A 13,778-nucleotide genomic window follows, 5' to 3' on the forward strand; every position below is an offset into this window, starting at 1 on the left:
GAAATTGGGTCTATATGTTAGCCCAATTGCTTTTGCAAGAGATTTCGATTCAATTTTCGGCCATTTTGAAAAAAAACCCCATGCGGGTCTTTCCAGATCTTATTGGATGCTGAATCGATAGGTTTCCACGGTCTTGCAGATAAAATCGTCCCAAAACTGCCGGTCCGGCTGATCGGGGAGGTTGCTGCCTGTGATGAGCCGGGCCACCTCGGCCATCATGTTTTCCAGGGCAGGGGCTACCTCTTTATAATAGTCGAGCCGGCCGGCTTTGATCTCCTGCAGGTAGGCCGCATCCCGAAGGGGATAGACGATCTCTCCGTTGACGATTATTTCCCGGGTCTGAATCGCGGCCCGCATGGCATGTGAGACTGCTTTCCAATCAATGGCCTTGTTGTCGGCCGCAAGCCTGGCCCGTTGCCCGAAAGTGTCCAGAAATTTTTGCACGACCGGTACCACCTGGCCGATAGCGACCGTTGCCTGAAATGTTTTACCGCACACCTGGTATTGGCGGATGCCGTTGGGGTCAGGGTCGGCTTCTCCACAATGATCCATGCGCGGCAGGTCGCTCCAGACGTGCGCCAACCTCAGCTTGGGATCTTTTTGTTTCAGCACCTCGAGAAGGGTGGCCGCCGCATGGAGGCGCGATCCCTGGATGCCGTATTTGGCCGTCTGGCGTCGGGCATACGCTAAAAAGGTCATCAGCTTTTTGGAGTAGAAGCGATGCCGATGGCGGACGATCTCTTTCCAAACCTCGCTGGCCACGATCCAGGCGTTGGGGGGGGCGTGAAGCATGTCCATGGCCACGATCTCTCCCTGGCAGGCCAGGTCGATGAAGTGGTGCAGGCTGTAAAGATCCTGGTCGACATCCCCGGGCTTGTTCTTGCAGTGGTTGTCTCCGGTGGCGTAGCGGCGGCATTTGGGAATTCGTCCCAGCAGAACCTCCTCACGGGACGGCAGAAAAACGCCCTTGTAATCGATGTCCGATTGGGGGGTGGCCGTCCCGTAAAGCGGCGCGCCGAATATCATCTTGACGAGCAGGTCCATGGATCGAAGCATCACCGGTTAAGCGGTTTGCGAAGTATGCTGCCCCTTCTTTGTCATAAATCCCTCCTCAAACCAAGGCCAAAAAGGTGGCATCGGCCACCTGCTCCACCCAGCCGGGATTAATGAATAGCATTCAGTTAGAATGGCTGCTGTTTTGAAGCTTGACTTCCAACCCCTCTCCATGGAACGCTCACCTTCAGTCCTTGCGTGGTTGTTTTTTTCTGCTGTGGATCTTCGAATCTCGTTTTTCGTGCGTTCAACGTATGGTTGAACGGTTTGGCCGTCAATTCCAGCGGCAAGGGTATTTCTTGAAAGGATGGCGTCATGCTGCGCGTTTTCCAGAACGATCTCTACGAACCCGGTCATTTTGTCGTCACCCTGGAGTTGGTACCCGGACGCGAGGCCACCGGCCGGGCCGTGGACGCGGTCATGGGCATCGCCCGGGAGGCGTTCGCGGATGGGCGCGTTTCGGCGGTGTCGATCACCGACAATCCGGGCGGCAACCCGTCCCTGAGCCCGGACGTCCTGGGGTACGAGATTTTCAACATCGGCATGGATGTGATCGTGCACTTCACCTGCCGTGACATGAACCGGGTGGGCATGGAGAGCCGGGCCCTGCAGTTGGCCCGCATGGGCATGAAAAATATCCTGGCGCTCAACGGCGATTTTTCGGGCCAGGGATTCGGCGGTCAGGGTGCGCCGGTGTTCGACCTCGATTCGGTGCAGTTGCAGATCATGCTCGACATGCTCAGCGACCGGCTCCATGCGGCCGGCGATCCGGATCCCTTTTTTGCCGGTTGTGCCGTATCGCCGTTCAAACAGACCGAGGCCGAGACATTCGCCCAATATGCCAAGCTGTGCCGCAAGGTGTCGGCCGGCGCCCGTTTCATCATCACCCAGCTCGGATATGATGCCCGTAAATTCAAGGAACTGGTTCAGATCTGCGACTACATGAACCTGGAAGCGCCCCTGATCGGCTCGGTCTATGTGCTCAAGCCCAAGGCCGCGGCCATCATGAACGCGGGCCGGGTGCCCGGAGCAGTGGTCACCGATGCGCTCCTCGAGCGGATTCGGACGGAATGGCGAGACAAAGCGGCCGGCCGGGCGGCGGCCATCGAGCGCGCCGCCCGTTTGGCGGCAGTGCTCAAGGGGCTGGGGTATGGCGGCATTCATATCGGCGGTATCCACGGCAGTTTTGACGAGGTGGGGCGCATTCTGGACCGCCTGGAGCAGATCCAGGGGCAGTGGCAGGCGTTCCTCGCCGATTTCGATTATCCCCAGGCCGGCGGCTTTTATGCCTTCCCCAAGGATCGTGCCGCCAACTGGGGGCCGCCGAAATTCGGCCGGCGCCCCCTGCGCGTGCCGTTGCGCGAACGATTCGCGTTCAATCTACTCAGCGGCATGCACGACATCGTGTTTAACCGCGAACATCCCTGGGCGCCGATGTTCGAACGGTTGTGCCGGCGCCTGGACGGCCGCATCGGACGGCAGCTCTTGACCGAACTGGTGGAAGATCCCGCCAAGCAGCTTCTCCTCGATTGCCAGAAGTGCGGGGACTGCGCCATTCAGCACGTTGGGTTCCTGTGTCCTGAATCCCAGTGCCCCAAGCATACCCGCAACGGGGCCTGCGGGGGCAGCTGCGACGGCCGGTGCGAAGTCTTCCCGGAGCGCTACTGCGTATGGTACCGCGCATACCTGCGTCTTTCCCACGCCGGCGAAACGGTTGAGATGGTCAAAAGATGCGTGCCGCCGAGGATGTGGGAGCTGAACAAGACCTCCTCGTGGCTCAATTATCATCTGCAGCGCGACCATCAAGGCAGCACCCATACCATCGCCCTGCGTTGCCGAGCGCGAAGCTGCACATTATAGAACGCCTTCGAGCCCGCCTTCTGATACCGCCTTGGTCTGTCATTTTTTTGCCGGCTCAACGGCAAACTTGACCCGCAACGACCGGCCATGCCGCATTGCCTGCTCTATATCTATCAGATATTCAATGATATTTTAAAAACCGGGATGCTGGAACAGGAATTGCTTGGTTCCTTTCGGGCGGCCGGTGCCGCCATGTATACGCGTCAGGGAGGGATCGCAAATGGTGGCAGCTGGCCGCCTCACCATACAAGACTATTTCCGGAGGGCGGGTTATGGGGACGGGAAGGCTTCCCGACGGCCGCCCAGAATCGGCCCGGACGGGCAACAGGACCGTTTCCGGCAGGTGTTGGAGGGTATGGCATCCTCCGGACCGGCAGCCGTATTACCAGCCCCGGCCGGGGGGATGCGCATGGCCGATTACTGGAAGTCTCCTGTCGCAGCCAAAGCACCCCTGCAACCTGCCATCGGTCCCATCTCAACTGCCTGGGGAGACGATCTTACATGCGGATCAGGGTCCCGATCCATGCTTCCGGCCGGTCCGCCCACTTCGTTGGCCGCCGCAGAATCTTCTGCGCCGGTGGGGCCAGGTGAACCGGCATGGCCCTCGACCGATTCACGAATCGAGGCGGGCATCCGGTCGGCTGCAGAAAGATACGATCTTCCGGTGGACTTGATTCGCAGCGTGATCCGCGCCGAGTCCAACTTCCAACCCGATGCCGTCTCTCCGGCAGGGGCTTGCGGGTTGATGCAGCTCATGCCGGCCACGGCCAGGGAATTGGGCGTTGAAGATCCTTTCGATATCGAGCAGAACATCGATGGCGGTGCGCGCTACCTGCGGCAGATGCTCGATATGTTCGACGGCAATCTCCAAACAGCCCTGTCCGCCTACAACGCAGGTCCGGGGACCGTTATGCGGTACAACGGCGATGTGCCGTATCGAGAGACCCGAGATTACGTCCGTAAGGTGATGGATTTCATAAGTATGAAAGTATGAAAGCAGAAAGGTTGGAAAGTAGGAAAGTGTGAAAGTTAAGGGGTTTCGCCGATTCTAACTGCTACGGCTCGACGTCCGGCCGGATCGGCAGTTTGATGGTAAAGCGGCTGCCGCGTCCGGGTGCCGACGAGACGCTGATCGTTCCGCCATGCTGCTCCACGATGTTTTTGGTGATGAACAACCCGAGACCGGTCCCCTTGCGGCCTTTTGAAGAGAAGAAGAGGGTGAAGAGCTTCTCCTGGGTCTGGGCATCCATCCCAACACCGCTGTCCGATACGGTGAAGATGATGTTCGCATCGTCGAGGGCCACACCGAAGGTGATGATGCACTCATGGGGCGTGGCGCTGCGTTGACAGGCGTCGATGGCATTTTCGAACAGGTTCATCAGGGCCGCATGAAGGTAACCGGGATCGATGGTGCAGGATGCCGGCAGGCCGCTGAACTTTCGTTCGAAGGCAATGCCGGTCTGATCCAGACGATTCTCCATGATGCGCGCCAACTCTTCGGCGAAATTGCTCAGGTCCACGCGTTCCCAGTTCAAGTCCCGTTTTTTGGCGTAGAAGAGGATATCCATCACCAGTTTGCGGATCCGTTCCACGAGAAGTTTGACGGTTTGCCAACCCTCCTCGAGGCATTGGGTGTCCTGGTTTTTCAGCCCCTTTTCCAGCAGGTACATGCCCCCGTCCAGTCCGGTCAGAAGACCCTTGATGCCGTGGGAGATGGAGCCGATCATCAGGCCCAAAGAAGAGAGATGGTCCTGCAGTTCGGTCTTTTCGCGGATGAGCGCTTCCAGATGGGTGGTGTAGTCCTGGAGTTTGCGGCGCATGATGATCCGTTCCTGGGTGCGCTGCAAGGCGATATCCAGGGCTTCGACGTTGATCGGCTTGGTGATGAAATCGGTGGCCTGGTGCTTGAGGCTCTTGACGGCCAGGTCCATGTCACCGTGACCTGTGATCATAATCACTTCGGTGTCCGGCGCGTCCCGCTTGATGCGCTGAAGCAATTCGATGCCGTCCATTACCGGCATCTTGATATCGGTGATGACGATGGCCGGATGCTTTTCCTGAAAAACGGCCAGGGCCTGTTGCCCATTTTCTGCGGTAAAGACGACGTGGCCTTCGTCGGCCAGGGCGACTTCGAGAACATCGCGGATGTCCTGCTCGTCATCGACCAACAAGATATCCAGTTGTTCCGCATTCAGCGCCATACCGCCAATTCCTTTCCCTGGTGAAAAAGAAAAACCAATCTGTATCGATTTATGCTGTGCCTGCTTCCCTGCCTTCCCCTTCGCCGGCCAACGGGAAGGTCAGCTCGAAGCAGGTCCCGTTTTCTCTTCCGGGGAGACACCGGATCGTTCCCCGGCACTCTTGAACGATGCCGTAGCTGATGGAGAGCCCCAGGCCCGTGCCTTTCCCAACCTCTTTGGTGGTAAAGAAAGGTTCGAAGATCTTCTCTTCCATTCCCTGGCTGATCCCCACACCGGTGTCACAGATCAGGCAGACCACCCGCTCCCCCTCCTGCCGGCTCGAGATGGTGATGTGGTCGCCTTCACCCGGTTTCCCCATGCTTTGCCATTTTTCTTCGATGGCATCGCGGGCATTGATCAGCAGATTGATAAACACCTGTTCGAGGCGTTGGGCATCGGCTTCGATCCGGGGCAGTGTCTCGGCCAGCGTCCAGTTGACGGCGATCCCGCGAACCTTGAGCTGCTGGCTGAAGATTTCAAATGCACTCTGCAGGACCGCGTTGACGCACACCTTTTGCAGGGCCATGTCCGACTTGCGCGCAAATTGACACATGTGATCGATGATGCGCGTGGCCCGATCCACGTTGTTGTCCACCTTGATCAACATGGTGGCCAGCGTCTGCGCATCGATCGGTTCGTCCCGCGCTATCTTGCGCATGAAAAAACTCGAAGTGGTCTTGATTACCGAAAGGGGTTGGTTGAGCTCGTGGGCCACGCCTGTGGCCATCTCGCCGAGGGTGGCCATCTTGCTGGTCTGGATCAATTGCTGCTCGGCTTCCAGACGCTGGGTGATGTCGTTGGTGGTGACCAGCAGTACCTTTTTTCCTGAATACTCCGACGGAGATACATGCATGTTGACATAAATCGTGCGTCCGCTTTTGTGGGTCTGCCGCAGTTGGTGCATGGCCAGCGCATCGGCCATGACCGATCCGAGGCGCAGGTGCTCCTGCTCGGCAAACAGGCGAAGAAAAGAGGTGCCGACAAGTTCGTCGACCGCATAGCCGTATACATCGGCGACATTCATGTTGCAGTCCAGAATCGTGAAGGTGTCGGGCTCGAGCACGAAAACCGGATTGGGAATGTTGCTGAAGATGGCGTGATACTTATTTTCAGACTTCTCCAGCTCGACCTCGAGTTGGCGTCGTTCCGTGATATCGTGGGAGATCTCCATGGCAGCCACGATATTCCCTTCCGCGTCACGGATGGGAGAGGTGCGCACGATCCAATAGGATTGGGTGCCGTCCTTGTTGACCCCTTTTTCCTCGGTATAGTAAGATTTGCCGTCGAGGAAAGTTTTCTCCACCGGGCAGGGTTCACATTTGCATTCGCGGTTTTTATAGGCACGGTAGCATTTGTCTCCCGGCTGGGGGGCAAATCTTTTGGCAAATTCCCGGTTGTAGCGCAGCAGGTTGAAATCCCGGTCCTGCACGGTGATCAGGCAAGGCACCCGTTCGAACAACTCTTGGTACTCGTCGCGCTGCTTGTTCAGGGCGGCCTGCTGCTCGGCGATGGCCTCGCCCATGCGATCGATGGCGCCGGCCAAAAACCCCATTTCGTCTTTTCGCCGCATGCCGATGCGGGTCGTGTAGTCCCCCCTGGAGATGCGAAGTGTGCCGTCGACCATGCGCCGGATCGGACGGTTGACGAATCGCAGAAGAAACACGAGGATGATAGCCGAGGTGACCAGGAAGATCGATGCGGTAAAGGTGATGATGTTGCGCTCGATTGCCGCGATCTCCTTGTCGGTGTCGGCCAGGGAAACGACCAGGTCCAGTGCGCCGAGGATTTTTTTATCTTCCGGGTGAAAGTGGCAGGCGCTGTTGTTGCACCCCGGTTCATTGGCGATGGGAGTGAGGATGCCAAGCATGCGGTGCCCTTCAGGGACGCGGTAAATGCGCATGCGCTGGTCCAAGTTCAGGTGGTCCAAGGGGGGATCGGTGCGGTGGCAGACATAGCAGGCTTCGTCCTCGATATTGGTGACCTGCTCCACCTCTTCGTTGCGGTTCGAGAATTTGATCTGCCCCTGCTTGTTGTAGATGCGAATGTTCGCGATTCTTTTCTGGCGGCCCACATTGGTGATGATCTGGGTGATGTCGTCACGCGAATTGAGCATCATGGCGTAATGGGTGCCCAGGCGGATGGTGTTGGTCAGTCGATCCGTGCCGGCGACGATATGCTCCATGAGCCGGCTTTTCTGATCTTCGATATGCAGGTAGGCCCATACCGAAAGCGAAGCCAGCAGCACGAGACCGACGGTGAGGATGAGTCGCGTGACCAGACTCTGATGGAGGGGGATGATGGAACGGCCCATGTGATTTCATTGCTCCCGTCTTCAGTGAGAATGTGCGCCCATGGTCCGCCGTTGAGATATCGGTTCATCGTCGTTCAAGTTTTCGCATGGTGGTTGCCGGCCGGTCTCAGGACGTTGGACTGCCAACACCGGAAGATCTTCATTCATGGCGATTCGTTTTTTGAATGCCTCGGTGACGGCCAGGTTCAACGTCAATCCAAGTTCCTTTGGCGGGATACCAAGGGCGATACCCAGCAATTGGGGCAGATAGAGCACGGTTATGGCTTCCCCCTGGCCCGTTCGCCTGGAAATCTGCTTTTGAAATCCCTCCAGATTGAGCTGGCACATGGGGCAGACCGTCGCAATGACATCGGCGTCCCGAGCCGCCGCCAGAATGGCGCCGCTCAGCTGCATCCCCTGATCCATGTGGGTCGTCATATGGGATGCGCCGCAGCAGCGCGGCCCCATGCTCCAGGAGAGCACCTCGGCCCCCGTGGCGCGAATCAGACCCTCCATGCTGGTGGGCTTCTGGGGATCGTCGAACATCGGATAGGGCCGCAGGCACTGGCATCCGTAATAGGGGGCCACCACCAGATCTTTGAGCGGAAAAGCGATCTTGCCGGCGATGGCCGACGGTCCGAGATCGGTGGCCAGTACATCGAGCAGGTGGCGCACCCGGATCTTTCCGCTGATGGAAAGTTCCTCCTCGGCCAGGACTTCGTTGGTATCCCGCATCGCCTGCGGATCTGCCCGCAGTGTTTCGGCGGTCTTTTTCAAGTTGAGATAGCAGGCGCTGCAAGGAACCAGAAGATCCGCCTTGATCTTGGCCCGTTCGGCCATTGCCAGGTTTCGGCCGGCCAGTGCCAGGGCCAGCAGCCGGCTGATCCCGGGTGCGGCCGATGCGCCGCAACAGGTCCAATCTTCCACCTCGGTCAGGCGGACCTCCAAGCGCTGGAGCAACGCGCGCGTGGCCTGGTCGTATTCCTTTGCCGTGCCTTCCAAAGAGCAGCCCGGATAGTAAAGATATTGCATGATAGTCTCCCTCGGGTCAACCGTTCAATCCGTTCAATCCGTTCAATCCATCTCGACACGGTTTGCAGGCATCAGGTCCCATCGCCCTCCATCTCCTCGACCCTGCGGAAGAGCGCCTCCAGCTTGGGGGCCCCACGGCGCAGCGTTGGCAACGACACCTTGGCTTTGCTTTGCAGCTTCCATCCCAGGGATGCGAACCGCAGCGGCAGGGTTGGGCGTCTCATATGCATGAAGTAGGCGGCCATCAACGTCATCTCCTGCAGCCGGCCGTTACGGCGGACATTGTCGACGAAATCCCGGCAAAAATAGATGGTGTCCCCATATTGCCGTATATGCCCTCGAGCCGCTATCTGCTTGAGTTCGGCCATGGCGTCGGACGGATTCAAACCGCGTGGGCAGCGCAGCGAGCAGTAATAGCATGCCGAACACAGGGTGAACGTGTGGCTTTGGAAGATTTTCTCCATGCGTCCCAGCTGAACGAGGCGCCACAGATGACGAGGGGTCAGGTCCATGGCCGAGGCGTTGGGGCAAGAAGCGCTGCAGGTTCCGCACTGAATACAGGCCCGCATCATCTCCTGAACGACCGAAAGGGGATTGGCTTCTCGTTCTTCGGTTGTAGAAGCATGGTGTGTCGCTGCGGTGCTCATAAGCACTCTCCTTTTGCTTTCATGCTTTCGTACTGTCCGCTTTCCTGCCTATTCTACCGCCGCATCGATCATCGCCAACATCTGGTGGGCACCATGGTGATTCAATATCGCCGCCCCATTGAGACACACGGCCGCGCAGGCACCGCAGCCTTGGCACATGGCCGGATCGACGACCAGGCGCCGCTGATCCAGATCGACGCTGCGTGCGCCGTAGGGGCAGGCATCGATGCAGCGCTGGCACAACACACACAGGCTGTGACGCACCGCGGCCGTGGGATGGCCTGCCGAGAGACTTTCATGGCACAGGATGCGCAAGGCCCGCTGGGCCGCGGCCTGACCGGCCGCCGCCGCTTCGGTGATGGTCTGCGGCGCCAGCGCCAGGCCGCAGGCGAAAACGCCTTCGCGCAGTCCGTCCACGGGCCGCCATTTGCTGTCGGCCTCCTGGAAGAATCCTGCGGAATCCAGCGTGGCGCCGTAAAACGCCGCCAGTTTGGCCGGCAGGCGGGGCACTACGCCGGTGGCAAGCACCAGCAGGTTGGCTTCGATCTTCAGGTCCACCTCGGCGATGGGATCGTGCACCGAAAGGGTTACGATGCCATCCGGCGATGTTTCGACGCCGGGAAGTTGCTGGGGACGGTAAGGGATAAAGACCACGCCGGCCCGACGCGCCTCGGTGTAGTAGCTTTCGCTGAAGCCGGTCATCATGACATCGCGGTAGAGGATGTAAATTTGAACGCGGGAATTTTTCTCCTTGAGATAGAGCGCATGCTTGATGGCCGTGGGGCAGCAGACCCGGCTGCAATAGTCGCGCGATGGTTCGCGGCTGCCCACGCATTGAATCATGGCCACGACATCCCATGCGGCCGCATCCGCTTCGCCCGAACCGATGTTGCGCTCCAGGGCCTGCTGGGTGACGATGGCCGGATGGGTGCCATAGCCGTAAGCCGTGGCTTCCGCCTCCAAACCGCCGGTGGCCAGGATGGTGACCCCATGGCGCAAGGTTTCGGTCCGGCCCTGGGCATTTTGCAGCGTGGTGCGGAAATCTCCCACCCGGCCCACGGCGTTGATCACTTCGTGTTCCAAGTGCAGGGTGATCTTGGGGTGCTGGATCACGCGGTCGTCGAGTTGATCGAGCAACGGCTTCACGGCGTGACCTTCGAGGGTGTGGTGCAACCAGGCGAGATTTCCCCCCAGTCGGTTCTCTTTTTCGACCAGGTCGACTCCGTAGCCCATGTCCGCTATGGCCAGCGCGGCATGCATGCCGGCCGTGCCACCGCCGATCACCAGCGCCTTTCGTTGCACCTGTTCCCGGTCGGGGGCCGTAGGTTCGGTGTGTTTGAGAAACGCCAGACCCATTTGCAACGACGCCGAAAGGACGCGTTCGCCCAAAGCACTCCGCAGCGACCGCTCAGTCGTGTCGGCCTGTGGCTCCGTCGGTTCGATTTTCATATCGACGATGGTCATCAGGTTTTCCGGCAGACCGGTGCGCTGGGACAGGGTGCGACGGTGTGTGCTGTGCCGCAGTGGATGACAGGCGGCCACGAGCAGACGGTTGGGGGCCAGATCCTTGATGGCCGCCTCGAGCGGCCCCCAGCCGTCCGCACCGCACAACTGATCCACGAATAACACCTGAACCACGGCCGGGTCCCGAGTCAGCTCGGAAATCAGCTTCTCGGTGTTCCGGGCCTCTGCCAGGCAACCATGGCAAGTACAAATGGCTGCCAGGATTCTCGGTGGCGCATCGGGGGCGACCCCCTTTGCGGCCGGCCCTTCGGCCAGGGCCAGTTGGCTGCCGCTGCGGCGCAGCGTGCGTCCTGCCTCAAGGGCCGCGGCCGATGCCTGGATCAAGGCGGCGTTGATTTCCACCGGTTCGGTGCAGGCCCCGGAAAGGAAAATACCCTCGGCGCTGGAGCATGCCGCTGCGAACGGCTGGGGTTGGAAAAATCCCCAGGCGTTGCGTTCGGCCTGGGTCAATTCGGCCAGGGCTTCGGTTTCGGGAGACGGCCGAAAACCGGCGGCCAGGACGACCAGGTCCACCTCCGTCTCGTGCATCCGTCCGTCCAGGCCGGCATAGCGCAACAGCGGATCGCCGCTCTCGGGCGAGGTGGTCACCGAGTGAACCCTGGCCCGCACCAGGTGGACGCCGCGCTCCTCCTCGGCCTGCCGGCGGTAGGGTTCGAAGCTTTTTCCGAAGGTGCGCATGTCGGTGTAAAAAATCGTCGTTTCGACCGCGCCGCTGCTTTTTGTCTTGGCCAGGACCGCTTCCTTGAGGGAGATCATGCAGCAGATGCGCGAGCAGAAGTCGGCCGAGATTTGGTAATCTCGCGAGCCCACACACTGCAGCCAGGCGATCCGCTGCAGCGGTTTGCCGTCAGCCGGCCGCACCAGACGGCCCTGGCTGGGACCGCAGCCGCTCAACACGCGTTCGAAAGCCAGACTCGTGATCACGTGGGGATTCGTGCCATACCCGTATGGGTTGACCCCTTCGCTGGGGTCGAAGAGCGTCATGCCGCCGGCCAGGATCACGGCGCCGGCCGCCACTTGACGCTCCTGCACCGAGACGGTCGCCTGAAATACCCGGTTGACCATGGCCAGCATGGACTGGGGGTCGAAGGGTTTGATGAGATAGTCGAGGGCGCCGGATTTCATCGCCTCCACGGCCGTATCCACGGTGGCATAGGCGGTCATCATCACGGCCACCCGATCGGGGTGATCCGCCTTGGCCCGTTTGAGCAGGTCGACGCCGTCCATGCCGGGCATCTTGACATCGATGAGCAGCAGTTTGACATCCGATTGCTCGAGCAGCGTCAGGGCCTCGGCGCCGGATTCGGCCGTCTGCACATTCATGAAGCCTTCGGCGAGCAGCCACTCCTTGAGTGAATCGCGCACCGACAGCTCGTCATCCACCACCAGGATCGAAAATTCTTTGCGCCGGTCGAAGGCAAGGTCGATGGCGCCCGTGGGGCAGATCGGTACACATGCGCCGCAGCGGGTGCAGGCCGCCGCATCGATGACATAGGCGCCGACGACGGCATGGGGCACGACCCGGTGTATGGCCTTGCTGCGGCTCAACCCGCTGTTGAAATCGTCGGGCATGTCCACCGGGCAGACCGTCTCACAGGCGCCGCAGCCGATGCACAATTGCGGGTCCACGCCCTGGAGCGTCTGTTTGAGCCGCACGAGGAACCGGCCGGGACCGCCTTCCACGTTCGACAACTCGGTGGCCGGCAGGAAATCGATGCGTTCATGGAAAAAGCCTTTGCGCAGGCAGGTTGCTTCGGCCGAATCGCGTTCGAGCAGCGGCAGCATCTTGCACATGCCGCAGCCATCGGTTGGGAATTGGGCGTCCAGGCGGCTCAGCAACCCGCCGGGGTGGGCCGCCCGGTCGATGAGCAGCACATCGGATCCCGTTTCGGCCAGGTCGAGCGCCGAACGGATGCCGGCGATACCGGCGCCGATAATAACGGCGTGATAGTTTTCTCGCAGCATCAGGCCTCCTTACGCCAATGCAATCCTGCCGTATCCGCGAACTCGTGTTCACGAAATTCGCTCAACGGGGGTCGTTCCGCCGCATCCCGTCCGGCCTGGTAGTCGAAGGCGGCCTGGGTGCGATGGGCCACGGTGCGGAACAACGACATGACGTCGATGTCGTTGGGGCAGGCATTGCTGCACTGGCCGCATCCCACGCAGGCCGTGCTCATATGGGCCAGGCGGGTCAGATGGTAGAAGATGGTGTCGGTGGGCATTTTGATCATGCCCTTGCGCCGCGTCCAGGAGAGATATTGCAGCGGGTCGTGGTCGAAGAGATTGGTCTCGAAGACGCACTGTCGGCAGTAACAGACCGGGCAGGCCGTGCGGCAGTTGTAGCAATTGACGCAATGGGCGAAATAGTGATCCAGTTTTTCCAGGCTGTCGGTGGCCGCGGCGGTCTCTGCAAACATGCTGTCCCGGAACCGGGTGCGTTCGGCCACCACCGTTTCCACGGCAGCCGCCCGTTCGTCCGGCAATGGGGCCGCCTTCAGTCCCAGCCGGTCGAGGATCTCCCGGCCGGCATCGGTCTGGGCGTCCACCATCACCTCCCGGCCGGTGTCAACGCCCCACAGGCAGACGGCCAGGTCGGCGCCCGTGGGCATGGGATGTTCGCAGGCGCGGCAGGCCTTTGACAGCGAGCCTTCGTCGACTGATGGGCGTTTGATGTAGCCTTGATCCGCTCCTGATTCGTCTCCCCCGTGCGTAAGGGCATCGAAGACCTTGTTGGGATACGCCCCCGGACAATCGCTGCCGATGATGATCACCTGCTCCCGCAATCCCTGTTTGAGTTTGACCAATTCGATAAACGCCCGGATTTCGCAGGGGCGCAGGACGGCGGCCACCCGATTGGGGGTCGCGGTGCGCGTCAGGCGGCACACCTGCTTGGCGGCATTGAGCGCAAACGCCGGCGAGAGGGGATCGGAGTTATCGAGCTGATCCGGATCATGGATCAAAAGGGGCATCACGGCACGACTGCCCGGAAGCCGACCGGGCACCATGACAGCGTCGATTTCCTCCAGGGCCAGGATGCGGCCGAGTAACGTCCGGATCGCGTCCGCGACATCTTCGTTTTTCACTTCCATCGTAACGGTCTGCATAGGCTGCCTTCGCAATGCTTCGGGTTTC

The 13,778-nt window shown here is 60.2% G+C and carries 9 protein-coding genes; 2 read left to right on the forward strand and 7 right to left on the reverse strand.

The genetic code is table 11. The annotated features are described in order from the left end of the window. Positions 1 to 99: 99 nt before the first annotated feature. Positions 100 to 1,044 carry a DNA polymerase beta superfamily protein gene (locus DFT_RS04120; protein WP_076750376.1) on the reverse strand — a complete coding sequence of 315 codons (945 nt, stop codon included), beginning with the start codon at positions 1,042 to 1,044 and terminating at the stop codon, positions 100 to 102. 324 nt (positions 1,045 to 1,368) lie between these two features. Between DFT_RS04120 and DFT_RS04125 the strand changes: the two genes are divergently transcribed. Beyond that, complete coding sequence (locus DFT_RS04125; RefSeq protein ID WP_054029950.1) at positions 1,369 to 2,913, forward strand: methylenetetrahydrofolate reductase C-terminal domain-containing protein; 1,545 nt, start codon at positions 1,369 to 1,371, stop codon at positions 2,911 to 2,913. A gap of 220 nt (positions 2,914 to 3,133) precedes the next feature. After that, positions 3,134 to 3,907 carry a lytic transglycosylase domain-containing protein gene (locus tag DFT_RS26680; RefSeq protein WP_235506166.1) on the forward strand — a complete coding sequence of 258 codons (774 nt, stop codon included), beginning with the start codon at positions 3,134 to 3,136 and terminating at the stop codon, positions 3,905 to 3,907. A 61-nt stretch (positions 3,908 to 3,968) separates the two neighbouring features. Here the strand turns inward: DFT_RS26680 and DFT_RS04135 are convergent, their stop codons facing one another. The 6 genes from DFT_RS04135 to DFT_RS04160 form a co-directional block, all read right to left on the reverse strand. Next, a complete protein-coding gene (locus tag DFT_RS04135) occupies positions 3,969 to 5,114 on the reverse strand; it encodes a sensor histidine kinase (protein ID WP_054029952.1) in 1,146 nt (381 codons plus the stop codon). 49 nt (positions 5,115 to 5,163) lie between these two features. Then, complete coding sequence (locus DFT_RS04140; RefSeq protein ID WP_054029953.1) at positions 5,164 to 7,464, reverse strand: PAS domain S-box protein; 2,301 nt, start codon at positions 7,462 to 7,464, stop codon at positions 5,164 to 5,166. A 21-nt stretch (positions 7,465 to 7,485) separates the two neighbouring features. Continuing rightward, positions 7,486 to 8,475, reverse strand: coding sequence for a CoB--CoM heterodisulfide reductase iron-sulfur subunit B family protein (locus DFT_RS04145; protein WP_076750334.1), 990 nt, complete (start codon positions 8,473 to 8,475; stop codon positions 7,486 to 7,488). Positions 8,476 to 8,546: 71 nt separating this feature from the next. Then, entirely contained in the window at positions 8,547 to 9,122 is a 576-nt protein-coding gene (locus DFT_RS04150) for a 4Fe-4S dicluster domain-containing protein (RefSeq protein WP_054029954.1), read from the reverse strand. A 48-nt stretch (positions 9,123 to 9,170) separates the two neighbouring features. Further along, a complete protein-coding gene (locus DFT_RS04155) occupies positions 9,171 to 12,611 on the reverse strand; it encodes a response regulator (RefSeq protein WP_083453309.1) in 3,441 nt (1,146 codons plus the stop codon). After that, the gene (locus DFT_RS04160) at positions 12,611 to 13,750 is read right to left on the reverse strand and encodes a 4Fe-4S binding protein (protein WP_054029955.1); all 1,140 of its coding nucleotides are present in this window, start codon (positions 13,748 to 13,750) and stop codon (positions 12,611 to 12,613) included. Before DFT_RS04160 ends, DFT_RS04155 begins: the two co-directional genes overlap by 1 nt. Positions 13,751 to 13,778 lie beyond the last annotated feature (28 nt).

Source organism: Desulfatitalea tepidiphila (assembly GCF_001293685.1).
Classification (GTDB): domain Bacteria; phylum Desulfobacterota; class Desulfobacteria; order Desulfobacterales; family Desulfosarcinaceae; genus Desulfatitalea; species Desulfatitalea tepidiphila.